Here is a 26683-nt window from a genome sequence, read left to right as displayed (position 1 = left end):
ATGAAGAAGTAATTGGTGCTTACATTGAAAAATATCACTAAAACGCATTTTCGTCATGACCTAATTAATGAAGATAATATGATTAACTCAACATTAGCTCCAGTTGCATTGTTTGTATATGCAAGACCTGTTCATACTCAGCGAACAATAGATGCATTATTGTTAAATCCAGAAGCATTATCGACTGATCTAATTGTATATTCGGATGGTGCGAAAAGTGATAAAGATATAACAGCAGTGAATAAGGTGAGAAATATTATTATAAATACTGTTGGTTTCAATACTATCACTTTAATTGAGAGGGAGGTAAATGTCGGATTAGCAAAAAACATTATTGATGGCGTAAGTGAAACCTGTAAAAAATATGGGAAAGTAATTGTGTTAGAAGATGATATTGTTACATCATCATGTTTTCTGAATTTTATGAATTCAGCATTGAATAAATATAAAAATAATAAGAATGTTTGGCATGTTAGTGGCTGGAATTATCCATTGAAAAATATAGATAATTTACCGGAGACATTTTTTTGGCGAACAATGAACTGTTGGGGATGGGCGACATGGAATGATCGTTGGAAGCATTTCGAGAAGAATCCTAAAAAATTGCTTTCTACTTGGACAAAAGAAGATGTTAAGTCTTTCAATTTAGATTATAAATACGATTTTTGGGTTCAAGTGATAAATAATGATAAGGGGTTGCTAAATACATGGGCAATATTTTGGTATGCAACAATTTTTAGGCATAAAGGTTTATGTTTAAATCCAACTAAAACATATGTAACAAACATTGGTAATGATGGGAGTGGCGAGAATTGTGGTTCCATCGACATATATAAAACTAATTTGAATGATAATGCTGAAATTGATTGGCCCCATGATTTTAATGAAAATACAATGATTTTAAATGAAATAAAAAAATTTTATTATATGACAGGACCATTCCTTTTTCCGCGTATTATTAGAAAACTAAAGCGAGTATTTAAATTATGAAAGTTCTGCATGTATCTCATTCTGATTTGATAGGAGGAGCTGCTAGAGCTGCTTATCGTCTCCATATGGCACAATTAGATATAGGTATTGAATCTAGAATGCTTGTTAGGACTAAGCTTTCTGATAATTGGACTATTACCGGACCATCAACAAAATTTGAAAGGATCTGTAACCTATTTCGCTCTCCCATTGGACATCAAATTAACAAGTTACAACGTTCTAAAAATATTAATTTTCATTCAGGTGGTTGGTTATCATCGCATTGGGCAAAAAAAATCAATGCTAGTGATGTTGATATTGTTAATTTGCATTGGGTTGCTGGTGAAACGATGTCGATTGAAGACATCGGACGTATAAATAAACCTATTGTATGGACACTTCATGATATGTGGCCATTTTGCGGTACTGAGCATGTAACAGATTATGGTATAGATGCTCGTTGGAAAACTGGATATTATTCTCAAAATCGTGGAAAATTAGAACAAGGTATAGATCTTGATAAAATAGCTTGGTTACGAAAAAGAAAAGCTTGGAAAAATAAATATTTTCATATCGTTGTTCCAAGCAAATGGATGGCAGAGTGTGTAATAAGTAGTTCATTATTCAAAAATTATCCAGTCACGATAATTCCTAATGTCTTAGATACTAACGTTTATAAACCATTGAACCAAAATTTTTGCCGAAATTTATTAAATTTACCTGAGGGTAAAGAGATTATTTTATTCGGTGCAATGGGGGGAGGGAAAGATCCAAATAAAGGCTATGATCTTCTTCTTGAGGCTTTGAATATCCTTTCTTCTGAAGTTGAAAAGAAAAATATAGTATGTGTTATTTTTGGTCAGGATAAACCTAAAAATGTACCATCACTACCTTTTGAGACAATATGGGTAGGACATATTCATGATGATGAAAAATTAGTACTTTTATATAATTCAGCTACAGTGATGGTTGTACCATCCAGACAAGAAGCATTTGGACAAACAGCTTCAGAAGCACAGTCATGCGGTATTCCGGTTGTTGCCTTTAAAACTACTGGACTAAACGATATTGTAGAACATTTAAAAACTGGATATCTTGCAGAATCTTTCTGTACACGCAGTCTAGTTGATGGAATTAAATGGGGTCTGAATATTAATGAATTAAATGAGCCAGTACACCTAAATGCAAGAAATAAATCATTATGTTATTGGAGTCGTAAAGTTGTACTCTCACAATATTTATCAGTCTATAGTGGGTTTAAATAAATTATAATGAGGTTGACAAGTCGGAATAAAGATGAAAAAAAGTAAATATTTTCTTCTATTATTAAGTGCTTTTATTTTTTGGGGTTCATTTATAAGCACTTTTTATTTGAATTTTAATAAGAAGTTACCATTTGATATTATAATGGCATCCATTTTAGACTGGTTGCTTACTATGCTCGTTGTATTTTCTGTGTTATCTATTAACACAAGTAGTATAACTAACTTTAACTCAAATATGTTCGCTAAAATAAAAATTGTTTTTGAACGTTACTCATATTTGATTTATGTACTCTTGTTTGTTACATTCGTTTTTGTACTCCAAAGAATTGATCTTATTTTACTAGGAGTGACACGCGAAGAATTAGTGTTTGATGAAGATAGCAATAGATTTATAATGTTGTTATCTTCATTTTTTGTATTTACGTGCGGAGTGGCGCTTTCTTATCAGTTCAAATTGATCATGAAAGTAATGTTGATAATCGGTATTTTATTAGTATGTACTTATAATTTATCGAGAAGTGAAATTCAGACATTATTGTTTGTTATTTTAATATGTCAAATATTTATTGGCATTTCACTGAGGAAGTTGTTGTTTTTTTCATTGTTCAGTATCTGTATTGTATCAGTCGTGTGCCTTATAACAATATATCAAGGCCGCGCTGATAGTATGCCTACTGCTTTTAATGATTTATATAATTCATTTTTTAAATATAAAGCATTTTCATTTTATTTGTCAGAGTTTGCTATAAAAAAAATTGAAGGTGACTTTGAACAAATTTTATATCCATTTTTTGGTTTTTTTATTGAGCGGTTCTTGTCTGCGATAGAGCATGTTAGTAATCCTATATCAGTTCAAGGCTCTGATTTTATTTCAACATTTAGAAGCCTTGGATCAACAAGTGCTTTTGATGCTAATGTGCTATATCCTTGGTGGGCATGGTTTTATGGATTGTATGGAATAATCGGTATTTTCATAAAATCTATTTATTGTTTTTTGATCCTATATGGGTTATCAAAAAGTAGATTTTATTTTTTATATTTATATGTACTGTACGTATTTTTAATATCAAGCTTCTACAGGCATCCGTTACTAAATGCAGATTCATTATATGCATTGGTGTCTTTTATTATACTGGATGCTTTTTTGATTTTTGTTATCAAAAGAATAAAATTCAACGATTAAAAACCTATCCAAAAATGAGTTGTCATATTAATAAACAATGGTCATTTATGAGGACGGGGAAATAGTAATATATCTAATTAGTTTAAATAGGGTAAAATACGCCTCTTTGGGATGATTTATGTCCAGTATTAATGCTCATTGCGCCGTTGTAATTCTGCTCTGGTTTATCGTCATGGGTAGAATCGGACTGGGTCAGGAAGATTTCCGCTGTCATGAATGTCACGGTATATCCAACTGACTTACACTTATCAGGCTCGAAAACCCGGCGTCAGAGACCAGATTGTTGATATGGTTTTCAACGGTGCTTGCGTTCGTGATACTGCAAGAACTCTCAGCGTTGGCATCAGTATTGTCATCAGCACATTAAAAAACTTACGCCAAAGCGAATAACGTCTTCGCCAGTCGCTCATGCTGATGTGGAACTTACCTGTGAACTTGATGAACAACGGAGTTTTCTTGGCAGCATATGCACACAACACGAAAACAGGCGGTGTTCGTGCATATACTTTCGCCCCCGTACTGATGGAGTTCGCCGTGAATTATTGGCGTTACTCACACCGTTCACGATTGGCATGATAACTAGCGATGACTGGGGCACTATAATCCCGAAGTGCTAAAGGATAAGCATCTCACCGAGAAGATTTTCACCCAGCGTATCGAACGTAACAATCTGACGCTAAGAACGCATATTAAACGTCTGGCACGTAAAACAAATTGCTTCTCATGTTGAATTGAAGTAGATGAAAAAGTGATAGGAGCCCTCTAGAAAAACACATTCTCTACTAATTGGGGTCACCACAGCATCTTCGATGATCACGGGTATGAATATATTAAGCTTAAAATATGTCAAATAAAATTAGTGTAATTACTGTCTGTTTCAATCCAGGTCCTGTTCTAAAAAAAACCATCGATTCGGTTATTAGTAATATGTGTGATAATGTTGAGTATATCATCATTGATGGTAAATCAACTGACGGGACAGTAGCGTATCTACACGAACTAGTTAGAATTAATAATAAAATAAAATTTATTAGTGAGGCGGATGACGGGATATATGATGCTATGAATAAAGGAATATTATCAGCTACTGGAGATTGGCTTATTTTTATGAATGCAGGCGATGAATTTTTTACATCTGATACACTTAAAAAATCTTATACGTATTTAGAAGATGATTATACTATCGTTTATGGTGATATGTACTGTAAGGGCGAAATAATACATGCAAGGAAAATAAAGTCTCTTAGTAGTGGTATAATCATGGCTTGTCATCAATCTATGTTTTTTAATAAACGAAAGCTAAATAAAAATTTGAAATATGATTTATCATATCCTATATACGGAGATTACGAATTAGTTGTTAGAATAACAAATAAATTTATAAATTCTACAAAATATATGAATATGGTAATATCTAAATATGAAGGTGGTGGTATATCAGATAAAATATCAAAACAAAAAAGAGTGGATAAATATAATATACTATATAAATATTATGGTGCTATTGGGGTCTGCAAAGGCTTATTTTATTGGGTTTTTAATAAAATGAAGAAAAATATTTTGTAGAAAGGCACTTTGAAAATGAGAATTTCATTATGATAGTTGAACCTTTAGTATCTATAATAATCCCGAATTATAATAATTCATTTTATTTGAAATCATGTATTGATAGTATCCAAAATCAGTCATATAAAAATATTGAAATTATAATTGTAGATGATTGTTCAACTGATAATTCGATTGAGGTTTTAAAGGAAATACAAAAAAAATATAAAAATGTGTATTTATATAAAAATAAAATAAATATGGGGGTTTCATATACTAGAAACTTAGGAGTGAAAAAATCAAATGGTACGTTTATTTCCACGTTAGACCCTGATGATGAATATTACGAAGATAAAATTTATTCAGAAGTAACGAAGATACTATCTATTCCTGATGTTAATGCTATTATTTACTCTGGGTTTAATAGTGTTGATGAAAATTTAAAACCTATACGACTTAAAACTAAAATAAATAAATTTAATGCAGCAGAAGGAGATTTATATAATAGACTTTGTTATATGGTGATTCCTGTTCCCAGAGATATGCTAATGAGAAAGCAACATTTTATTTCTGTGGGAGGATTTAATGAGTCAATGTCATTATATGAAGATTGGGATCTTAAATTAAGATTAGCAAAAAAATATAATTTCTATTATAGTGGTTCAAAGGGCGTTAAGTATAGGCGTCATTCATCTGGATTATCATCTTTAAGCTTTAATAAACATTTCGAAGTTATGATAAAAGTTTTTTATAAATACACTAAAAATCCCAATGTCAAGTTATTTAAAATTATTAACAATAAAAATAAGATGTCTAAATTTATAAAGCTGATTTGCTACCTCCCCTTTGTTAATTTTTTCTTTAAATAAAATCATTTTTTCAATAATATATGCTTGGAGAACTACGTGAAAATAGCATTAATCACAGGAATTACAGGACAGGACGGTTCATATTTAGCAGAATTTCTTCTAGAAAAAGGTTACGAAGTTCATGGTTTAATTCGAAGATCATCTTCTTTTAATACTGAACGGATTGATGCTGCAGTTAATAATAATGATTCTATTAAATTACATTATGGTGATTTGACAGATACATCAAATTTAATTCGATTAATAAAAGAAATTGAACCAGATGAGGTTTATAATCTAGGTGCAATGTCTCATGTGGCTGTTTCCTTCGAGTCACCTGAATATACTGCAGATGTTGATGCCATTGGAACTTTACGTTTATTAGAAGCCATTCGTATCAATGGATTAGAGAAGAAAACTAGATTCTATCAAGCTTCTACATCAGAACTCTATGGTGAAGTTCAAGAAATTCCACAACGTGAGACAACACCATTTCACCCACGTTCACCATATGCAGTCGCGAAAATGTATGCTTATTGGATCACTGTTAACTACCGTGAATCTTATGGCATATATGCATGTAATGGTATTTTATTTAATCACGAATCCCCTCGCCGTGGTGAAACATTTGTTACTCGTAAAATTACGCGTACTATAGCAAATATTTCTCAAGGTTTAGAAAAGTGTCTCTATTTAGGTAATATGGATGCACTTCGTGATTGGGGGCATGCCAAAGACTATGTTCGTATGCAATGGATGATGCTGCAGCAAGAACAAGCTGAAGATTTTGTTATTGCAACAGGAAAACAAATATCTGTTCGTGAATTTGTCCGTATGTCTGCGAAAGAGGCTGGTATTATAGTTGAATTTAGTGGTCAAGGTGTTGATGAAATAGCTACTGTAATTGCTGTTGATAATGAATTTTCTCCACATGTGAATATTGGTGATATTATTGTACGCATTAATGCTAAGTTCTTCCGACCGGCAGAAGTAGAAACTCTTCTAGGCGATCCCTCTAAGGCAAAACAAAAACTTGGTTGGGTACCAGAGATCACTGTTGAGGATATGTGTGCTGAAATGGTTGCGTCCGATATCACAAAAGCGAAGCAGTATGCCCTGCTTAAATCAAGTGGTTTTGATGTTTCAATCTCTTTGGAAAACTAAGGGCTTCTGAGTGAAAAAAAACGTATTTATTGCTGGACATAATGGTATGGTTGGCTCGTCCATTTTGAGGCAATTACAAAAACGTCCTAATATTAATATAATTACTAGATTGCGTAGCGAATTAGACCTTACTAATCAAGTTGCGGTAAATGATTTTTTTGCATCAAATAAAATTGATGAAGTTTATTTGGCAGCAGCAAAAGTTGGTGGTATTTATGCTAATAATGTCTATCCAGCTGATTTCATTTACGAAAACATTATGATTGAATGTAATGTGATTCATTCAGCACATAATAATGATGTTCAACATTTGTTGTTTTTAGGATCTTCTTGTATTTATCCTAAATTCGCTGAACAGCCAATACTTGAATCAGCACTTCTAACTGGCATGCTTGAATCAACAAATGAGCCATATGCAATAGCTAAAATTGCAGGTATTAAACTATGTGAGTCATATAACCGTCAATATGGACGTGATTACCGTAGTGTTATGCCGACAAATTTATATGGAGAAAATGATAATTTTCATCCTGAAAATTCACATGTTATACCTGCGTTATTACGTAGATTCCATGAAGCGAAGTTGAATAATGATAAGCAAGTTGTTGTATGGGGAACTGGTACCCCAATGCGTGAATTTCTCTATGTAGATGACATGGCAGAGGCATCTATATATGTCATGGAATTAGATAAAGAAACTTACCAAGCGAGTACTCAACCAATGTTATCGCATATTAATGTTGGGACAGGAGTTGATTGTACTATTCGTCAAATGGCTGAAACCATGGCTAAGGTTGTTGGTTATTCTGGTGAGATAATTTTTGATAGTACCAAACCAGACGGTACACCACGAAAATTAATGGATGTCTCGCGACTTAGGACATTAGGTTGGCGCTATTCTGTGAACCTTGAGCAGGGCTTGAATAAAACCTATCAATGGTTTCTGAAAAATAAATTTAATTTTAGAAAATAACAGGTGATTTTAAAAATGACGCAACGATTAGATTTTGATTTATTTAAAACTATCGTTGCATCTACGCCTCTAGTCTCAATTGATTTGGTTGTTTTAAATTCCAAAAGAGAAGTTTTACTAGGTTTACGAAACAACCGACCCGCTCAAGGGTACTGGTTTGTGCCTGGAGGACGTATTTGCAAAGATGAAACTTTTGATGTCGCTTTTAAGCGATTAACTCATGAAGAGCTAGGTGTTACTTACAATATTAATGATGCAAAATTTATAGGGAGTTATGAACATCTCTATTCTGATAATTTTTCAGGAAATGATTTCTCGACACACTATGTAGTTTTAGGCTACCAAATAATAGTCGATATAGATATTACTAACTTGCCATGCGAACAGCATAAAAATTATCAATGGTGGGATATTGATACATTACAGCTATCAAGTAATGTTCATGATAATACTAAGGCTTATTTTCTCGCGCTCTGAATATTTTAATTAACGGAAGTTATTATGCTATTACCTATTATTATGGCTGGCGGATCCGGTAGTCGCTTATGGCCCCTCTCTCGCAGTTTGCATCCGAAACAATTTATAACATTGACTAGTAATAAAACAATGTTACAAGAAACAGTAGCTCGGTTATCATCCATACAGCATCAAGCACCTGTATTTATTTGTAATGAAGAACATCGCTTTATTGTTGCAGAGCAATTGAGACAAGAAAATTTTAAACACAGCGGTATAATTTTAGAGCCTGTTGGAAAGAATACAGCCCCAGCGATTGCGCTTGCTGCTATCAGAGCAATACAAAACGGTGACGATCCATTGCTGCTCGTTTTGGCTGCTGACCATGTGATTCAGGATATATCAGCTTTTACAACTACAATAGAAAAAGCCATTGGCTCTGCTCAAAAAAATGCCCTTATTACATTTGGAGTTATACCAACAGCACCTGAAACAGGCTATGGGTATATAAAAAAAGGCCATTCTATTCATAATGAATTATTTAATGTCGAAAAGTTTGTTGAAAAACCAAATTTAGCTACGGCAGAAGCATATCTTGCGAGCGGAGAGTATCTTTGGAATAGTGGGATGTTTTTATTCAAAGCCTCTAGATACTTAGATGAGTTAAATAAACATTGCCCAAAAATCCTTCAAGTTTGTCAGCAATCAATTGATAATGCTCAAAATGATTTAGATTTTATTCGTGTAAAACATGAAACATTTATGGACTGTCCTGATGAGTCTATCGACTATGCGGTAATGGAAAAAGCGGAGAATGTATTAGTTATCCCAATGAATGCTGGTTGGAGTGATGTTGGTTCTTTCAGCTCACTTTGGGAAGTATCTGCTAAAGATGAAAAGTCTAATGTCATAGTCGGTGATGTTTTAGTGGAGAACACAGTCAATAGCTATATTTATGCACAAAATAAATTAGTTTCTGTAGTAGGCATTGACAATCTAGTTATCGTAGAAACTAAAGATGCTGTATTAGTTGCAAATAAAGATAATGTTCAGGATGTGAAAAATATAGTTAATCAACTTAAAACACTAGGACGTATTGAGTGTGAGCAGCATCGTGAAATATTTAGGCCCTGGGGATCCCATGATGATATTGCTCGGGGACAACGGTTTCATGTTAAACAGTTAACCGTTAAACCAGGCGAAAAAACGGCTCTACAGCTACATTATCATCGTGCTGAACACTGGGTTGTTGTTCAAGGTACTGCTAAAGTTACTAATGGTGACGATACTTTTATCTTAGGTGAGAATGAGTCTACATATATTCCCATTGGATCACCTCATAGGATTGAAAATCCCGGAAAGCTAGACTTGCAATTAATCGAGGTTAGGTCGGGTAGCTATTTGGAAGAAGATGATATTATTAGGTTAGAAGAATATGGCGTAGGTTATTAATGAAAATATCAATAATAACGGCAACATATAATAGTAGCCAAACAATCATAGATACGTTGAGATCGCTTGAAGAGCAAACATATCAAAATATTGAATACATTATTATTGATGGTGCATCAAAAGATAATACACTTGAGATCATTAAAAATAATTCTTCACGAGTATCTATCATCATATCTGAGCCTGATCAGGGTATATACGATGCTTTAAACAAAGGGATCAAGGTTTCCACTGGTGATGTAATCGGATTTCTTCATTCTGATGATGTTTTTGCTTATCCTGAAGCCATAGAAGACCTTGTTTTAATGATGCAAAAAAATAACACGCAAGCTGTCTATGCTGACCTAGATTACGTGTCTAAAGATAATATGGAAAAAATCGTTAGGAAATGGATTTCTGGTAGTTATGATCGTTCTAAAATGAAGAATGGATGGATGCCTCCCCATCCTACTTTTTATATGAAAAAAGAACTGTATGATAAACTTGGTAGTTTTGATACAAACCTAAAAATATCGGCTGATTATGATTCTTTATTACGCTATTTGTGGGTTAATAGCGTTTCGGCTTCATATTTACCTAAAGTAGTGACTAAAATGCGTGTCGGTGGAGCAAGTAATCGAAGTTTTATGAATATGTTATATAAGACGAAAGAAGATATCACCGCGCTTAATAAAAACAATATTTCTTGGATGTTTCCAATTTTAATTAAAAATTTATCTAAAGTGCAACAATTTATTCAGAGATAATATAATGCTATCAAGTGTTGATGTAATTAAAGAGTCAGGTGTGCAATTTGGAACAAGTGGAGCAAGAGGGTTAGTCACCCAGTTTACAAATCAGGCCTGTGCCGCTTTCACACATGCATTTATTAATACAATGAAGCAATGGTTTAAATTTAAATATGTAGCAGTTGCGATAGATAATCGCCCTAGTAGCGAATATATTGCTAGTGCATGCATTGATGCTATCAAAAAACAAGGTTTAGAACCTATTTATTATGGTGTAATCCCTACCCCAGCATTAGCATCTTCAGCGATGGAAGATAATATTCCTTGCATCATGGTAACGGGAAGTCATATTCCATTTGATAGAAATGGACTTAAATTTTATAGGCCTGATGGTGAAATAACAAAGTTAGATGAGCAAAATATCATTAATATTAATGTTCTTTTTGAAGCTTCGCCAGAAACTTCAGTTCTGCCATGTATTGATTCATTAGCTGGAGAGCGATATATTTCTCGTTATTTGTCTATATTTGATGGCGCATTGTTAACGGGTAAACGTATTGGTATTTATGAACATTCTAGTGCTGGTAGAGATTTATATTCGATTCTTTTTAAACGGTTAGGTGCTGAAGCTATCTCTTTAGAACGAAGTGATCAGTTTATCCCTATTGATACAGAAGCAGTTTCGGAAGTCGATAAAGCTAAAGCAAAAATGTGGTCTGAGAAGTATCAACTGGATGCTATATTTTCCACCGATGGTGATGGTGATCGGCCATTAGTAGCTGATGAAAACGGTGAATGGTTACGAGGTGATATTCTTGGATTATTGTGTGCTCAGGAAATGAAAACAGAAGCACTGGCAGTACCCGTTAGCTGCAATACAGTTATAGAAATGATTCCCCAGTTTAGTAAAGTATCTCGCACTCGAATTGGTTCTCCTTATGTTATTGAGGAATTTGCTAAACTTAAAAAACATTATCATTCTGTTTCTGGTTTTGAGGCTAATGGTGGGTACTTACTGGGGTCCGACGTTAAAATCAATGGTAAATGTTTAAAAGCATTACCAACGCGTGATGCTGTTTTACCTGCCATTATGTTACTTGCCGCTGCGAAAGATTCTGGTATAGCTGCGTTGGTGAATGCCTTACCAGCTCGTTATACTTATAGTGATCGTATTCAAGATTTTCCTACGGCAAAAAGTTTATCTCTTTTGGAAAGAGGAAAGTTAGACCCTGAAATTTTGGTTTCTCTGGTGGGTTTTAATAATGTCTTAGTTGACCAAATTGATACAACTGATGGTCTAAGGTTGACATTATCGGATAAAACTATTTTTCATCTACGCCCTTCAGGAAATGCACCTGAACTCCGTTGTTATGCCGAAGCTAATACATTTGAAAAAGCTCAAGCTATTGTCATTCAAGTTTTAGAAAAAATAAAAAATATGTAGGATGTATAAAATACCATGCGTTGGTGGTCACTCCAATTAGTAGAACATGTGTTTTTCTATGAAGATCTCTATCATTTTTTCATCTACTACAATTGAATGTGAGAAACAATTTGTTTTACGTGCCAGACGTTTAATACACGTTCTTAGTGTCATATTGTTACGTTCGATACGCTGGGTGAAAATCTTCCCGGTGAGATGATACTTATCCTTTAGCACTTCCGGACTATAGTGCCTCGGTCATCGCTGGTTATCATGCCAATCGTGAACGGTGTGAGTAGCGCCAATAATTCACGGCGGACTCCATCAGTACGGGGCGGAAGTATACCCCGAACACCGCCTGTTTTCGTGTTGTAGGCATACCAAAGTCAGTGCTGGCTTTTACTGCCAACAAAACTCCCTTGTTCATCAAGTTTGCAGGTAAATACCACACCAGCATGGGCGACTGGCGAAGACGTTATTCGCTTTGGCGTGAGTTTTTTAATGTGCGGATGACAGTACTGATGCCAACGCTGAGAGTTCTGGCATTATCACGAACCGAACGCCAGCACCGTTGAAAACTATGTCAACAATCTGGTCTCTGACGTCGTGTTCTCGAACCTGATAAGTGTAAGTTAGTTGGAATACACCGTGGCATTCATGACAGCGGAAACGTTCCTGACCCGTCGGATTCTTACCATGACGATAAACCAGAACGGAATCACAACGGGGCAATGAACGTTAATACTGGCCATAAGTCATCTCAAAGGGGCGCATTGTACCACTATTTTAACTAATTGAATGCACTACCAAAAATATTTACAGGACACAACTTGGCCCGGCTTTGTTGGGCTTCTATCGTATAGAAATAAATAACAGTATCATTAACCGTCTATTCTCGGTTTTCAGTGATAGTTATTCATTTTAATATTATTCTTAGGCTCTTCATATTGAAACAAATTAATGATGACGTTAAATATTTCCGTCATTATGAATTTTTGCTCTATACAATACACTCTATCATCTCAATTTTACAAGTGACTAGAATGAAAATAGCAATTGCTGGAACCGGCTATGTAGGTCTTTCAAATGGAATTCTTATTTCCCAGAATCACGAAGTGGTCGCGTTAGATATTATTCAGGAAAAAATAGACTTATTGAATAATAACTATTCTCCTATTTCCGATAAAGAAATTGAGTCTTATCTTGCGAATGAATCGCTTAATTTTCGTGCTACTGCCGATAAACAAGAAGCTTATGCTGGGGCTGATTATGTCATTATCGCTACTCCAACTGATTATGATCCAAAAACAAATTATTTTAACACGCAGTCAGTTGAATCAGTAATTCGTGATGTTTTGGCAATCAATCCATATGCTGTGATGATTATAAAATCTACAGTTCCAGTAGGTTTTACCAAGTCGGTTAAAGAGAAATATGCTACCGACAATATCATTTTCTCTCCTGAGTTTTTACGAGAAGGTAAAGCACTCCACGATAATCTCTATCCATCTCGCATTGTAGTTGGAGAACGTTCTGCGCGGGCAGAGCAGTTCGCTAACTTGTTGCTTGAAGGTGCCATCAAAAAAGATGTGCCAGTCTTATTCACCGACTCAACAGAAGCAGAAGCCATCAAACTGTTCTCTAATACCTATCTGGCCATGCGTGTCGCCTACTTTAACGAGCTTGATAGCTATGCGCAGATTAATGGGCTAGATAGCAAACAAATCATTGATGGTGTGGGGCTAGATCCTCGTATCGGTAGTCACTATAACAATCCTTCCTTTGGCTACGGTGGCTATTGCCTGCCTAAAGATACTAAGCAACTGCTCGCTAACTATGCCAGTGTGCCAAATAGTCTAATTAGCGCCATTGTTGAAGCAAACCGTACTCGTAAGGATTTTATCGCAGACTCCATTATTGAGCGTGACCCAAAAGTGGTAGGAGTTTATCGCTTGGTAATGAAAGCAGGTTCAGATAATTTCCGTGCCTCTGCTATCCAAGGAGTCATGAAACGCATAAAGGCTAAAGGTATCGAGGTTGTTGTTTACGAACCAGCTCTGAAAGAGGAAACTTTTTTCCGTTCTCGCGTTATCCACAAGGTGAATGATTTTAAGCAAATAGCTGATGTGATTATCTCTAATCGAATGACCGACGAGTTGTCTGATGTTGCAGAAAAAGTATATACGCGCGATCTTTTTGGTTCAGATTGATATTGTGTAACACATGAGGAGCGACGTTCTAAACGTTATGTCATCTTTGGAGCCGCTCCTCGTTTTAGTGGGAATTATAAATTAAACGTTAAGTTAATTTATGATGGCCCCTAGACTTTTCTCCCAGTTAGATGAGTTAACTCCCAATTTGTTTATTTTCTTCTGACATAAAATTGAAAAAGCAGGGCGCTGAGCCTGAGTAGGGTATTGAGCTGTGGTAATCGGCGTTAGCGTTGGTGCTTTACTCAGAAGTGCTTTTTGCACTGCCGTAGAAAAAATTGCCTGCGCAAACTCATACCAGCTAACTTCTTTATCACCGCAATAGTGATAAATTCCACCTTCTGCATTCTTTTCAAGCAGAGAAATAATCGCCTGCGCTAAATCTCCCGCATAGGTTGGGCAGCCGCATTGATCGTTAACAACACTCAACGTATCCCGTTCTTTTGCCAGCCTTAGCATTGTCTTAACGAAGTTATTGCCGTATTCGCTAAATACCCACGCGGTACGCACAATAATTGTTTCAGGTGCCGCTTGTGTCACTGCCTGCTCACCCGCCAGCTTGGTTTTACCGTAAACACTCAACGGATTCGTCGCACTGTCTTCGTGGTAAGGCTCTGTGGCATTACCGTCAAAGACATAATCAGTGGAAACATGGACTAATCGAATACCTTGCTTATTTGCGACAACAGCTAAATTTTCTGGGCCCGCAACGTTAATCTTTTCTGCAAGTTCAGGTTCTGATTCTGCTTTGTCTACGGCGGTGTACGCAGCCGCGTTGACGATAGCATCAGGCTGGAAATCCTTTACTATTTCTTCAACGCGCGCTAAATCAGTAATATCAAGCTCAGCAGTATCGGTTGCTAGAATTTCCCACTCGGTTGGCAAACGATCTTGAAAACAGCGGCCTAATTGCCCATTGGCACCCGTCAGTAATATTTTCATTTTGCCAGATCCTTGAATAACTTGCCTAATTTGTCTTTCTCAGAGAGCAATGGGGCGGTGATTGGCCATTCAATACCAACGTCAGGATCGTTCCATAACAGGCAACCTTCATCGCTCGGGTCATAATAATCGGTACACTTGTACTCGAAATCTGCGGTATCTGAGAGAACGACAAAACCATGCGCCAGCCCCGGTGGAAGCCAAAATTGGGTTTTGTTTTCTTCTGACAGCGTGACGCCACACCATTCTCCGTAGGAAGGGGAGCCTTGGCGAATATCTACCACAACATCAAACACCTCACCGCCTACAACACGAACGAGCTTTCCCTGTGGCTTCGTTTTCTGGAAATGCAGACCGCGTAATACACCTTTACTTGAACGGGAATGGTTATCCTGAACAAAGTCTACATCGATATCCAACATCTCCTGATAACGTCTCTTTTCAAACGTTTCCAGAAAGAAACCCCTTGCATCACCGAATACTTTCGGTTGAATAATTTTTGCGCCATAAATAGCAGTATCAATGACTTGCATGTTATTTCTCTGCGATGAGTTGGGTTAAATACTGCCCATAGGACGTTTTGCTCATTACTTTTGCTTCGTCAGCAACTTGTTGTTTAGAGAGCCAGCCTTTGCGGAATGCAATCTCTTCCAAACAAGCGACTTTAAACCCTTGGCGTTTCTCAATGGTATGAATAAATTGTGAAGCTTCAATCAGGCTGTCATGCGTGCCTGTATCCAACCAAGCGAAACCTCTTCCCAACAGCTCAACATTCAATGTACCTTGTTCAAGATACATTTGGTTCAGCGTGGTAATTTCTAACTCGCCGCGGTGTGACGGTTTAACTTGCTTCGCCATCTCTACAATATTCTTATCGTAGAAGTAGAGTCCAGTAACGGCCCAGTTCGATTTTGGTTTTACCGGCTTTTCTTCTATCGATAGTGCTCTGAAATCCTGATCAAACTCGACAACGCCAAAACGTTCGGGATCGGTGACTTGATAACCGAAAATCGTTGCGCCTTCTTCTCTTGCCGCCACGGCTTCAAGTTTCTTACCAAAGCTCTGGCCGAAATAAATATTATCACCGAGCACCAGCGCACAACGTTCCCCGTTGATAAATTCTTCGCCGATGATAAAGGCTTGAGCTAACCCATCTGGGCTGGGTTGAATCGCATAACTCAGCGCAATACCAAAACGGCTCCCGTCACCTAAAAGGCGCTGAAATGCAGGCATGTCTTCAGGCGTAGTGATAATCAGTATTTCACGGATACCCGCAAGCATGAGAACCGAAATAGGATAATAAACCATCGGTTTATCATAGATCGGTAATAGCTGCTTAGAAACGCCGCGAGTAATCGGATATAGCCGAGTACCACTTCCCCCTGCAAGCACGATCCCTTTCATCAAGAACTCCACCTTTTCATCTGAAATTGTCTTTAAATAACCGGTTCAGTATACCACCCTACGTCACCAGAATTGTCTGATGTAGCGGAAAAAATAGCGTGGAATAGCGCTCGCAAAATAAGTACGACCTAGCAATAGGCTGTGTCTGATAGCGATAGGATGACACCCTAATTTAACGCCTTTGCGGTACGCTATGAAAGAGAGCAATACGTCGACCCCACACGATGGGATTTTTAAAACATTTCTGACGCATCTGGAAACCGCGCAAGATTTTCTGGATATCCATCTGCCGCCAGCGCTGCGTCAGGTCTGTGACTTGAATACCTTACATCTTGAGTCCGGCAGTTTTATAGAAGAAAATCTACGAACCTACTTTGCCGATGTTCTCTATTCTCTGCATACGGCAAGTGGGGAGGGATATATTTACTGCCTCATTGAGCACCAGAGTAGTTCGGATAGCCATATGGCGTTTCGTTTGATGCGTTACGCCGTTGCTGCCATGCAACGTCATTTGGATGCAGGGCACAAAACATTGCCACGGGTCATTCCTCTGTTGTTCTGTCATGGTCGTGCCAGCCCTTGACCTTTCTCGCTAAACTGGCTGTCATTGTTCAGTGAACCAGAGATTGCCCGACAATTGTATACAGGCGCTTTCCCGTTGGTTGATGTTGGCGTATTAGACGATGATAACATCATGCAACACCGGCGTATGGCAATGCTGGAGTTGTTGCTCAAGCATATCCGCCAGCGAGATCTGGTCGACCTAACGGAACAACTGGTCACGCTATTGTTACATGGGTACACTACAGGCGAAAAATTGGTCACTTTGTTGAATTGGATGCTGCAAACTGGCGACACCAGCGAACCCAAGTTATTCCTACAGACTCTGTTCTATCGGTCACCACAACATGAGGAAGTCCTTATGACTATCGCACAGAAACTAGAACAGAAAGCGCGTATTGAGGGCCATACCGAAGGACTAGCCGAGGGGATGACGGAGGGACTCAATAAGGGGATGAGTGAGGGGCGTCTCGAAGGTAAACGTGAAGTCGCGCGTGCTATGTTAGAAAATGGCATTGACCGTTTTTCTGTCATGCGAATGACAGGGCTGTCTTCCGAAGAGTTGGAACAGATCAAAATGAAGCCGCAGAAGTGTTGGCTAGCATGGGGTTGACGGTATCGGATCTGGTGAGAATAACGCTAACAAAAGTTGCTAAAGAAAAAGCGCTTCCATTTGATATGCACGTCCCTAACAAACTTATGCAGCTTTTGCTTGAAGACAAACTACCGTTGCCACAGGAATATCAGGATCATCCTCTTCAGGAGAATTATAAAGGTTACAGAGATGCGCATATCGAACCGGATTGGCTTCTTAATTTACAAACTGACCGATGATGTTTTGCGTTTTGAACGTACAGGGACGCAATCAGACCTTTTCTAAATAGATTCATAAAGACGATTTTGTTGAGGAATGTTCTTTACCTGCATGATGATAAAAACGGAATATTCCAGCGCGTCAGAAAAAGTCAGATACCTGAGATCGCTTTGTCGCAGATTGGGTGTAATCTTAGTGTCATGCATGGCGTTGTGAGATTACGCTGCTAAGTGAAAAGTGTTCGATAAAACAAAATCGTTCGCCAGATAAAAACCATCAGATTGAAGAGAGTCAATCCATGACATCATTAAAAGCGATTATCCCTGTAGCAGGTTTAGGGATGAATTTGTTACCCGTGACCAAGGCCATTCCTAAGGAAATGTTGCCATTGGTTGACCGCCCGGTGATTGAGAAAATCGTCAACGAGTGTGTGAGGGCGGGGATTAAAGAAATTGTTCTGGTGACGCATGCGTCTAAAAACGCAATTGAAAACCACTTCGATACCTCATTTGAGCTTGAATCTCTGCTGGAAGAACGCGCCAAGCGTCAACTGCTGGCCGAAGTACAGTCTATCTGCCCGAAAGGTGTGACGATCATGAACGTTCGCCAGGGGGAAACGCTGGGGTTAGGGCATGCGGTCTCCTGTGCTCGCCCAATCATTGGCGATAGTCCGTTTGTGGTTGTGTTGCCGGATGTGGTGCTGGATGAAAGCACGGCCGATCAGACAAAGGAAAACCTGGCGCTGCTGATCTCTCGCTTTGAAGAAACAGGGCGTAGCCAAGTGCTGGTGAAGCATCGTCCTTATGAGGTGTTGCCTGAGTATTCTGTCGTCGATTGTGATAAACCGCTGGTAAACCCAGGCGATGCCGCAGCGATTACGTCTATGATTGAAAAGCCTGAGGCACCCTCTGAAACGGGGTCTGATCTTTCTGCGGTCGGGCGTTATGTATTAACGGCCGATGCCTGGCCACTGCTGGAAAAAGCGCTCCCCGGCGCATGGGGACGTATTCAGTTAACGGATGTCATTGCCGACATGATTGCGACGCAGCAGGTTGATGCTGTGCAAATGTCAGGCAAGAACTTTAACTGCGGCCGTAAATTGGGTTATGCGCAGGCATTTGTGTCCTATGGGTTACGCAATCCTGAGTTTGGTGCCGAATTTAAAGAAAGTATTAAGGCGCTGCTGAAAAAGTAATATTGTAGATAGGATTAAACCGCAGGTAGAGCATCTGCGGTTTAGTTTTTCAATACTGGAATAAGTAATTATCTTGATCGAGAGGAGAAAAAGCCAGTTTAAGCGTAGTGACGATACGTTCTTGATTTTCCTTAGAAATACGAAGGTCCTGCATGCATTTTTCAAAATAGCTCTTATTTCTATTGAGCATTGAAATAGCATCTTTGTATGCTTTGTCAACAGATGAACCGTATACTACTCTTGCTTTATCCCAGGCTTCTTGAGGAATATCTCCCCATGTTGACTGCATCATTGCCAGATCAATGAGGTCTTTACTCTGTGCTGACTTATCTAAGCCGCGATCAGCGTTAGCAAGTAGCTTTGTAGCGAAAAGATCGGCCTTTCCCAATGTTGGAACACCAAGAATATGGCTACCTAAGGTTAGATCGAGTCTGGATTCACTAACGAATTCAAGCCGAATAGGGAATCCTTCAACGTCAATCCTCCCTCTGATCCCATATTGGTCTTTACGAATATCTCCAATTGTAGAGATAGAAGAAGAAAACAAAGGTGAGAAATCATTACCATAAAGCAATGTACGTAGTTTGCTGTAGCCATCGCGAGATGAACATAGAAAATCGATATCTACAGATTCTCTGTATTCGTTAAGCATCATCACAATTGCAGTTCCACCGGCAAAATAGCAGCTAGCTTCATCTAAAAGGTGCTGGGAAAACGCGCTAAGAACTTTTGCGATGCGATTATGATGCGCCAATTGAAATTCAGACATTGAGAAAACCGTTTCCTATTTCCTTGGCTAGCCGTTCAATGAGCTGTTTCTCGTGCGTAGTGAGTTTATTTTGTTCAATATATTTCCAGTTACGCTCGTAGAAATCTAATGCTTCACGATCATTAAATTGGGTACTTGGGGCAAGATACCAAGCACATGCTTTCATTTGTGGATAATCGGTGATTTTTATCATATGCCCTCCATCTGATATGTTCATTATACAACCACTCTGATGCGCCTTCAAATTACAGAATGTAGACCCGTGAAGGCGATTACCACGAAGACAGCATACAATCAAAAGGCGTTGTCTCGAATTCATGTGGATGACCATCATCCCATCCTATGGTGATTTGCATTACATCATGCAGTCGGTCAAGCGTGATATTGGCAGGAACGACAATACGTGGCTAGATAGCCGGCCGCGAACCCAGTAATGAAATTTTTAGCAGGTAGCGTTTTAGTGACATAACGGGTGCTTTTCACTGAGGAGACACGCTTGATGGTAAGTGAAGTCAAAGATGTTGTATAGCGTGGTACTCTGAATAATAGATTATGCTTTTGCCTTTTAGGCGCTTTCGCTATCAAACCAATCACTACCCACTCACGCAAAGCTGAGTTACCATGTCGGCCTGTTTTTAAATTGCTTGCGAGGTCGCAATGCGAGGCGTTGTCGCCGTTGCAGGCAGGTTATCCTTCAGACAGGAGTTGCTTTAATGTCCAAACAGCAAATTGGCGTTGTCGGTATGGCGGTGATGGGGCGCAATCTGGCGCTGAACATTGAGAGCCGTGGCTATAGCGTTTCCATCTTTAACCGTTCTTCCGATAAAACCGATGAAGTGATCGCGGAAAATCCGGGTAAAAAACTGGTGCCGTCTTACACCGTTGAAGAGTTTGTCGAATCCCTGGAAAAACCCCGCCGTATTCTGCTGATGGTGAAGGCTGGTGAAGCAACCGATAAAACGATTGAATCGCTGAAACCTTATCTGGAAAAAGGCGATATTTTGATCGATGGTGGTAACACCTTCTATAAAGATACGATTCGCCGTAACCGCGAACTGTCCGCTGAAGGGTTTAACTTCATCGGTACAGGCGTATCTGGTGGGGAAGAGGGCGCGCTGAAAGGGCCTTCCATCATGCCGGGTGGCCAGAAAGAAGCGTATGAACTGGTTGCTCCGATTCTGGAACAGATTGCCGCGCGTGCCGATGGCGAAGCCTGTGTGACCTACATTGGTGCTGATGGCGCAGGCCACTATGTCAAGATGGTGCATAACGGCATTGAATACGGCGACATGCAGCTGATTGCTGAAGCCTATGCATTGCTCAAGCAGGCACTGAATCTGAACAACGACGAGCTTGCTACGACGTTCTCTGAGTGGAACAAAGGCGAGTTAAGTAGTTACTTGATTGAAATCACTGCCGATATCTTCAAGAAAAAAGATGAAGAAGGCAAATACCTGGTTGATGTGATTCTGGATGAAGCCGCTAACAAAGGCACGGGTAAATGGACCAGCCAAAGCTCTCTGGATCTGGGTGAGCCGCTGTCTCTGATCACGGAATCCGTTTTTGCCCGTTACCTGTCTTCACTGAAAGATCAGCGTGTTGCTGCCTCTAAAGTGCTGACTGGCCCAACGGCTCAGCCATTCGGTGGTGACAAAGCCGAGTTTGTTGAGAAAGTGCGTCGTGCACTGTATCTGGGTAAAATCGTTTCTTATGCTCAGGGCTTCTCACAGCTGAAAGCGGCATCAGACGAGAACAACTGGGATCTGAACTACGGTGAAATCGCCAAGATTTTCCGCGCTGGTTGCATCATCCGTGCACAGTTCCTGCAGAAAATCACCGATGCGTATGAGCAGAAAGCAGATATCGCGAATCTGCTGCTGGCGCCTTACTTCAAGAAAGTGGCTGACGAATACCAGCAAGCGCTGCGCGATGTCGTCTCTTACGCTGTTCAGCAAGGTATCCCGACGCCAACCTTCTCCGCGGCCATTGCTTATTACGACAGCTACCGCTCAGCTGTGCTGCCTGCTAACCTGATTCAGGCTCAGCGTGACTATTTCGGTGCACATACTTATAAGCGTACAGATAAAGAAGGCGTATTCCATACCGAATGGCTGGAATAATCGTTTCTTATGCTTAGATAGTGCTGTTTGTTAATAAAACGCCAGATTAGGAAATATCTGGCGTTTTTTATATTGCTGAGTCAGTGGATTGATATCGTTAAGATATCTATGACTTTTTTCCTGCAATACTGTAAATTTCATTAAAGAAATCTGCATTTTTACCGAGATCATTGCTGTTTATTACACTGAGATCTTGCTATTTTTAATGGTGTTGCAAAAATCGAGCGGTAGTTTTGCTTTCTGGTATTGGTTATCAGAGGTGGCCTCTTAGCGATGATTTATGTCATAGAGAGTCTGTCACCCATTGAACGGTAACGCATTACTGGGAGGATCCCAGTAACGGTTGGTAACGACGCAAAATATAGAGCGTTTTGCCGTTGTGCTGGCTGGAATGAAGGACGGAGTATGGTCTTTTCGGCGGTACTCCACCCTGAAGTACTTCATGTTTAAAAGGAAATCGTAATGAAGAAAACGTTAATCACGCTGGTTGCGGTACTGGCTATGTCGTCAAACGCGTTTGCCGCTGTTGGTGGCGTTGGCGCTGGCGCGGCAAGTTCTGTCGGTACTACGAGTTCTGCTGGCATTGCTGCGGGTGCTGCGGGTGCTGCGGGTGCGGGTGTTGCTGCGGGTACCACTGCACTGATTGCAGTCGGTGTTGCGGCCGCTGCTGCTGTTGGTGTCGCTGTTGCTGTTGCCAGCAATGACGACAACAGCGCTACGGGAACAACGACAGTCACTGGTACTCGTAGTTAATTCCGTTTCAATTCTAAGGCCACTTCGGTGGCCTTTTTTTTCCGGGCTACGCGGTTCAACGAGAATTTCATCGCATGACAAGAATAAAACGAATAGCAGAAATGAAAGCGCTGATTGCCATCCCCCTTTTCTCAATTTTATTAACCGGTTGCTCCCAAAATGTGGAGCAGGTGGGGAAAACGTTTAAACTGGCATTTTTCGGGCAGGATGATACCCATGTGACGGCCAAACAGGTTGCCAATACACCGTATGCATCAGCCTATCTGAAAGTGGGTAAGGCACCGCAAGCGTTTGTCGTGCTCGCTTTTGCTGAACAGAACCAACTGAAATGGATCGCGGCCGATAAAAATATCGTCGCGACCCAACATGGCCGCTTGGTGAAAACGCAGGGCTTCGGCGAAGACATTACCTATGTGGATAACCTGCCACAGGATCCCCTGACGTTAGGCCTGTTGAAGACATCGACGCCAATGACATGGCAAAGTCGAGTTGAATGGGCGCAGGTCTTCCGTGGGGGTTACGATACGCGGTCCGTTTTTCAGGCTCGCGGCAAAGAAATCGTAAAAATTCTGGATACCTCGCGTGAGTTGCTGCGCTTTGATGAGCAGGTGACGGTTCCCGCCTTGAATGAATCTTACACGAATAGTTACTGGCTTGATCCGACTAACGGAAGCGTGGTTCAAAGCCAGCAGTATATGGGGCCGGGTATGGCATTGGTTACATTCACCGTATTAAAACCCTACGCACAATAAGGGGCTGCAATGTTGGCACTCAATCGTATCGCTACCTTGTTGCTGCTGGTTTCCGGCGTTGCGACGTCTGCGCAACTGACGGTGAAATCACCTCAAGAGACGGTCGCTGTCGTTAAACTCGACGACGGTACGCGTCTTGAAAAATTTTACGAACAGGTTCCCTGGCCACAGAATATTAACTGGCAAACCGCATTTATTTCTGATTTTGCGACGACGCAGAAAGTCCGCGCGCAAGGGGATGTCTTACTGCAAAAGTTGGCGGAATTGGAAACGCGTTGGCGTAATTCAGGCGATGGCGATCTGGCAATCTCTGCCTGGCTGCTAAGAAAGACCATAAATCCGATTAATGTCGCTGGGCGTATCCATACCGATCTGGATCCTGACCGCGTGCGCGTATATGCAGAAAATAATCGCCCTCTGGTGGGGGAATATGCACTGTATGTGGCACCTCATGATGACAAGCTGTCCCTGATTGGCCTGGTCAATACCTCCGCGGACGTGGGGGAACTAGAGACATCGGGGAACGTGGCGCTGCGTGCCGGATGGTCGGTCGAAAATTATCTTTCTGGACGTCGGCTCCTTGCGGGGGCGGATAACAGTTATGGTTATCTGATCGCGGGAAATGGCAAGTGGCGTAAAGTGCCGCTGGCGCTGTGGAATCGTCAGCACGTTGAACCCGCTGCGGGAGAAACGCTCTTTATTGGTTTTAATCCCTCAGTGCTGCCTCAGGATATGTCATCACTTAACGATCAGCTTGCTGACTATCTCGCTAACCGGACGCCACTCGAATGACAAAGAATAGAAACGTTAAACTAGGCTGTCTGTCGTTGGCGATTGGCAGCATCTTGAGTGCACAGGCGATGGCGGCTGAAACCGCAAGCCCTCGTACTGCGACAAACCCGAATCTGCGCTTTCAGCCTGCGGGAGTCTCGCAGTCTGATTTTGGTGGCACAGGTCTATTACAGATGCCTACGGCGCGTATGGCGGAAACGGGCGAGTTTAGCCTGAATTACCGTGATAACGAAGAATACCGACGCTACTCCATCTCCCTCCAGCTCTTTGACTGGCTGGAAACCACGGTGCGTTATACTGACATCCGTACTCGCCCTTATAGCAACGATCCGTCTTTCAGTGGTAGCCAAACCTATAAAGATAAGTCATTCGATGTCAAAGCCCGTTTGTGGCAGGAAAGCTACTGGATGCCGGATGTTTCTGTAGGATTACGTGACATTGCGGGAACTGGCCTGTTTGATAGCGAGTATCTGGTGGCAAGTAAGCGTATGGGTGCATTTGATTTTACGCTGGGTATGGGGTGGGGCAATATGGCCCAGAGCGGCAATATTAAAAACCCAGCCTGTTCATTTAAAGCCAGCTTCTGTCAACGCAGTGAAGGCTTTTCAGGTTCTGGAGGAGAATTTGAAGTTGGTAATTTCTTCCATGGCCCTGCTGCGCTGTTTGGTGGCGTTGAGTATCAGACACCCTGGGATCCTCTGCGCTTAAAACTGGAATATGACGGTAACGATTACAGTGCAGAGCGTACTTCAGCTACTGCTCGGTCACAACAGCTCAAACATGACTCCCCCTTCAATATCGGCGCAGTCTATCGCGTCGGCGATGTGCTAGATACCACGCTGTCGTGGCAGCGCGGCAATACCCTGATGTGGGGCTTTACCCTACGCACGAATTTCAACGATCTGAAGCCGAACTATTTAGACGATACACCCCCTGTCTATGCGCCAGTGCAGGATGGCAAAGGGACAAACTGGCAGCTCGTCTCGAAAGAGCTGAATGATAAGGCCGGCTTTAAGGACGCCGATATTTACGCGGACCAAAAGCAGGTCACCATTGTTGCCGATCAAACCAAGTATCGTGATAGCGATCAGGCAACACAGCGTGCTGCGACGGTATTGGCGAATCATGTACCGAGCAATATTGATGAATACCACATTGTTCAGCGCAGCCAGCGCTTACCGATTGCCAGCACGGAAGTGAATGCCAAAGCGTTCCATCAGGTTCAACAGGCTGCTGTTCCGCTGGGTCAACCGGAGCCGAACACGCATCGTAAAGAGCCGGTATCTGACGTGCGGGGTCAGCAGATGCTGCTCGCAGAGCCCGATCGTCTGACGTACTCATTAGATCCGACGTTGACGCAGTCTTTCGGTGGCGCTGAGTCCTTCTATATGTACCAGATTGCGCTGAAGGGGAACGTTGATTATCGGATCAGCGATCACTGGAGCGTAGGGGGAACGGCGACGCTGAACCTGTTGGATAACTACGACAAGTTCAACTATAAAACACCGCCGGCGGATGGCGCAGCGCTGCCACGCGTCAGAACCTGGGTGCGTGAATACGTGACCTCTTCGGATCTGCTGCTGACCAATCTGCAATTGACTCGTAGGGATAATCCGGCACAGGACTGGTATACCCAGGTCTACGGCGGCTATCTGGAAATGATGTATGCGGGTGTCGGGTCTGAGGTGTTGTATCGTCCGTTTGGTAAAAGCTGGGCGCTGGGGATGGATGTTAACTACGTCAAGCAGCGTGACTGGAACGACATCATGAGAATGGCTGATTATGATGTGGTGACAGGCCATCTGACCGCTTACTGGGAACTGCCGTTTGTGGAAGGTGCGGTGGCGAAAGTGAGCGTGGGCCGTTATCTGGCAGGGGACAAAGGGGTCACCCTCGATCTGTCTCGCCGCTTTGACAGCGGGATTGTTGCGGGTGCCTTTGCGACCAAAACCAACGTCAGCGCCGCTGAATACGGTGAAGGCAGCTTCACCAAAGGCTTCTACGTCTCCATACCGTTTGATTTGCTGTTCACTGAACCGACGGTGAAACGTGGATCGGTCGGTTGGGTACCACTGACGCGTGACGGTGGGCAGATGCTACAGCGTCGTAATCCGTTGTATGGCGTGACCGACCATTAATCGATCCCGATCCGTTTAGGCTTAATCGAGCCCGTCATGGTCAAGCGCCATGACGGGCTTTTTTTGTGTGCGCTTGCTTCACAGAGCAATATCGTTATTTGGTAACCAAAATGAACTATTTCATTTGGTTATTGTTTGTGTCTTAATCATCGAATGGTGAGGATTGCGCTTTTGGGGCTTAATTCTTAATTTGCTTGTAATTTAGCAACTTAATGGCGGGTATCGCA

24 protein-coding genes and 5 pseudogenes are annotated in these 26683 nt (G+C 40.8%); 22 read left to right on the top strand and 7 right to left on the bottom strand.

Annotated features, from left to right (window positions below; translation table 11 throughout):
- The first annotated feature begins 15 nt into the window (after positions 1 to 15).
- The 12 genes and pseudogenes from H0248_RS08880 to H0248_RS08825 all read left to right on the top strand — a co-directional run bounded on the left by H0248_RS08880 (position 16) and on the right by H0248_RS08825 (position 12027).
- Positions 16 to 990: a hypothetical protein gene (locus H0248_RS08880; RefSeq protein WP_205558155.1), complete on the top strand. Its 975-nt coding sequence runs from the start codon at positions 16 to 18 to the stop codon at positions 988 to 990.
- Positions 987 to 2234, top strand: coding sequence for a glycosyltransferase (locus H0248_RS08875; RefSeq protein WP_180785652.1), 1248 nt, complete (start codon positions 987 to 989; stop codon positions 2232 to 2234). The genes H0248_RS08880 and H0248_RS08875 overlap by 4 nt, the downstream gene beginning before the upstream one ends.
- Positions 2235 to 2265: 31 nt before the next feature.
- Positions 2266 to 3417, top strand: coding sequence for an oligosaccharide repeat unit polymerase (locus H0248_RS08870; RefSeq protein ID WP_180785650.1), 1152 nt, complete (start codon positions 2266 to 2268; stop codon positions 3415 to 3417).
- 138 nt (positions 3418 to 3555) lie between these two features.
- A pseudogene (locus tag H0248_RS08865) lies at positions 3556 to 4147 on the top strand (IS1 family transposase).
- 113 nt (positions 4148 to 4260) lie between these two features.
- Positions 4261 to 4983 (top strand): glycosyltransferase family 2 protein, encoded by a 723-nt coding sequence (locus H0248_RS08860; protein ID WP_180785649.1) that lies wholly within the window; start codon positions 4261 to 4263, stop codon positions 4981 to 4983.
- A gap of 29 nt (positions 4984 to 5012) precedes the next feature.
- Positions 5013 to 5831 carry a glycosyltransferase family 2 protein gene (locus tag H0248_RS08855; protein ID WP_180785647.1) on the top strand — a complete coding sequence of 273 codons (819 nt, stop codon included), beginning with the start codon at positions 5013 to 5015 and terminating at the stop codon, positions 5829 to 5831.
- A gap of 36 nt (positions 5832 to 5867) precedes the next feature.
- A complete protein-coding gene (gmd, locus tag H0248_RS08850) occupies positions 5868 to 6974 on the top strand; it encodes a GDP-mannose 4,6-dehydratase (protein WP_180785645.1) in 1107 nt (368 codons plus the stop codon).
- A 10-nt stretch (positions 6975 to 6984) separates the two neighbouring features.
- Complete coding sequence (gene fcl / locus H0248_RS08845; protein WP_180785644.1) at positions 6985 to 7947, top strand: GDP-L-fucose synthase; 963 nt, start codon at positions 6985 to 6987, stop codon at positions 7945 to 7947.
- Between the two features lie 15 nt (positions 7948 to 7962).
- The gene (locus H0248_RS08840) at positions 7963 to 8424 is read left to right on the top strand and encodes a GDP-mannose mannosyl hydrolase (protein WP_180785642.1); all 462 of its coding nucleotides are present in this window, start codon (positions 7963 to 7965) and stop codon (positions 8422 to 8424) included.
- A gap of 24 nt (positions 8425 to 8448) precedes the next feature.
- Positions 8449 to 9855, top strand: a complete 1407-nt coding sequence (locus H0248_RS08835; protein WP_180785640.1) for a mannose-1-phosphate guanylyltransferase/mannose-6-phosphate isomerase — start codon at positions 8449 to 8451, stop codon at positions 9853 to 9855.
- Complete coding sequence (locus H0248_RS08830; RefSeq protein ID WP_180785638.1) at positions 9855 to 10601, top strand: glycosyltransferase family 2 protein; 747 nt, start codon at positions 9855 to 9857, stop codon at positions 10599 to 10601. Before H0248_RS08835 ends, H0248_RS08830 begins: the two co-directional genes overlap by 1 nt.
- Before the next feature lie 4 nt (positions 10602 to 10605).
- Positions 10606 to 12027, top strand: a complete 1422-nt coding sequence (locus H0248_RS08825; protein ID WP_180785637.1) for a phosphomannomutase — start codon at positions 10606 to 10608, stop codon at positions 12025 to 12027.
- A gap of 36 nt (positions 12028 to 12063) precedes the next feature.
- Here the strand turns inward: H0248_RS08825 and H0248_RS08820 are convergent.
- Positions 12064 to 12758 (bottom strand): annotated as a pseudogene (locus tag H0248_RS08820) (IS1 family transposase).
- Positions 12759 to 13049: 291 nt separating this feature from the next.
- Between H0248_RS08820 and H0248_RS08815 the strand changes: the two are divergent.
- A complete protein-coding gene (locus H0248_RS08815) occupies positions 13050 to 14216 on the top strand; it encodes a nucleotide sugar dehydrogenase (RefSeq protein ID WP_180785756.1) in 1167 nt (388 codons plus the stop codon).
- 93 nt (positions 14217 to 14309) lie between these two features.
- On the opposite strand, the gene rfbD is transcribed toward H0248_RS08815, so the two are convergent.
- Genes rfbD through rfbA form a run of 3 tightly spaced genes read right to left on the bottom strand, consistent with a single transcriptional unit; the run spans position 14310 to position 16562 of the window.
- Complete coding sequence (gene rfbD, locus H0248_RS08810; RefSeq protein ID WP_180785635.1) at positions 14310 to 15158, bottom strand: dTDP-4-dehydrorhamnose reductase; 849 nt, start codon at positions 15156 to 15158, stop codon at positions 14310 to 14312.
- On the bottom strand, positions 15155 to 15691 hold the full coding sequence (gene rfbC, locus H0248_RS08805; protein ID WP_180785633.1) for a dTDP-4-dehydrorhamnose 3,5-epimerase: 537 nt from the start codon (positions 15689 to 15691) through the stop codon (positions 15155 to 15157). The genes rfbD and rfbC overlap by 4 nt, the downstream gene beginning before the upstream one ends.
- Before the next feature lies 1 nt (position 15692).
- On the bottom strand, positions 15693 to 16562 hold the full coding sequence (gene rfbA, locus H0248_RS08800; RefSeq protein ID WP_180785632.1) for a glucose-1-phosphate thymidylyltransferase RfbA: 870 nt from the start codon (positions 16560 to 16562) through the stop codon (positions 15693 to 15695).
- 193 nt (positions 16563 to 16755) lie between these two features.
- Here rfbA and H0248_RS08795 point away from each other — a divergent pair.
- From H0248_RS08795 to H0248_RS08785, 4 genes and pseudogenes are all read left to right on the top strand, one after another.
- Positions 16756 to 17736, top strand: a pseudogene (locus tag H0248_RS08795) (Rpn family recombination-promoting nuclease/putative transposase).
- A pseudogene (locus tag H0248_RS22120) lies at positions 17697 to 17822 on the top strand (type II toxin-antitoxin system RelB/DinJ family antitoxin); the annotation flags it as partial. The pseudogenes H0248_RS08795 and H0248_RS22120, both read left to right, overlap by 40 nt.
- A pseudogene (locus H0248_RS08790) lies at positions 17802 to 18003 on the top strand (type II toxin-antitoxin system YafQ family toxin). The pseudogenes H0248_RS22120 and H0248_RS08790, both read left to right, overlap by 21 nt.
- Before the next feature lie 232 nt (positions 18004 to 18235).
- Positions 18236 to 19132, top strand: coding sequence for a sugar phosphate nucleotidyltransferase (locus H0248_RS08785; protein WP_010296806.1), 897 nt, complete (start codon positions 18236 to 18238; stop codon positions 19130 to 19132).
- Positions 19133 to 19181: 49 nt separating this feature from the next.
- On the opposite strand, the gene H0248_RS08780 is transcribed toward H0248_RS08785, so the two are convergent.
- The 3 genes from H0248_RS08780 to H0248_RS22115 form a co-directional block, all read right to left on the bottom strand.
- Positions 19182 to 19901, bottom strand: coding sequence for a nucleotidyl transferase AbiEii/AbiGii toxin family protein (locus tag H0248_RS08780; RefSeq protein ID WP_180785630.1), 720 nt, complete (start codon positions 19899 to 19901; stop codon positions 19182 to 19184).
- Positions 19894 to 20094, bottom strand: a complete 201-nt coding sequence (locus H0248_RS08775; protein ID WP_180785628.1) for a hypothetical protein — start codon at positions 20092 to 20094, stop codon at positions 19894 to 19896. Before H0248_RS08775 ends, H0248_RS08780 begins: the two co-directional genes overlap by 8 nt.
- Before the next feature lie 79 nt (positions 20095 to 20173).
- The gene (locus tag H0248_RS22115) at positions 20174 to 20302 is read right to left on the bottom strand and encodes an IS1096 element passenger TnpR family protein (protein WP_308415657.1); all 129 of its coding nucleotides are present in this window, start codon (positions 20300 to 20302) and stop codon (positions 20174 to 20176) included.
- A 312-nt stretch (positions 20303 to 20614) separates the two neighbouring features.
- Here H0248_RS22115 and gndA point away from each other — a divergent pair, with 312 nt between their 5' ends.
- The 5 genes from gndA to H0248_RS08745 all read left to right on the top strand — a co-directional run bounded on the left by gndA (position 20615) and on the right by H0248_RS08745 (position 26456).
- The gene (gene gndA, locus H0248_RS08765) at positions 20615 to 22021 is read left to right on the top strand and encodes an NADP-dependent phosphogluconate dehydrogenase (protein ID WP_010281382.1); all 1407 of its coding nucleotides are present in this window, start codon (positions 20615 to 20617) and stop codon (positions 22019 to 22021) included.
- Between the two features lie 462 nt (positions 22022 to 22483).
- Positions 22484 to 22774 carry a hypothetical protein gene (locus H0248_RS08760; RefSeq protein ID WP_180785626.1) on the top strand — a complete coding sequence of 97 codons (291 nt, stop codon included), beginning with the start codon at positions 22484 to 22486 and terminating at the stop codon, positions 22772 to 22774.
- Positions 22775 to 22848: 74 nt separating this feature from the next.
- Positions 22849 to 23526: a YjbF family lipoprotein gene (locus H0248_RS08755; RefSeq protein WP_180785624.1), complete on the top strand. Its 678-nt coding sequence runs from the start codon at positions 22849 to 22851 to the stop codon at positions 23524 to 23526.
- Between the two features lie 9 nt (positions 23527 to 23535).
- Positions 23536 to 24318 carry a capsule biosynthesis GfcC family protein gene (locus H0248_RS08750; protein WP_180785622.1) on the top strand — a complete coding sequence of 261 codons (783 nt, stop codon included), beginning with the start codon at positions 23536 to 23538 and terminating at the stop codon, positions 24316 to 24318.
- Complete coding sequence (locus H0248_RS08745; RefSeq protein WP_180785620.1) at positions 24315 to 26456, top strand: YjbH domain-containing protein; 2142 nt, start codon at positions 24315 to 24317, stop codon at positions 26454 to 26456. The genes H0248_RS08750 and H0248_RS08745 overlap by 4 nt, the downstream gene beginning before the upstream one ends.
- Positions 26457 to 26683: the final 227 nt, after the last annotated feature.

The sequence above is a fragment of the Pectobacterium brasiliense genome (genome assembly GCF_013449685.1).
Classification (GTDB): domain Bacteria; phylum Pseudomonadota; class Gammaproteobacteria; order Enterobacterales; family Enterobacteriaceae; genus Pectobacterium; species Pectobacterium brasiliense_A.
This window is presented reverse-complemented; position numbering and strand designations above follow the sequence as displayed.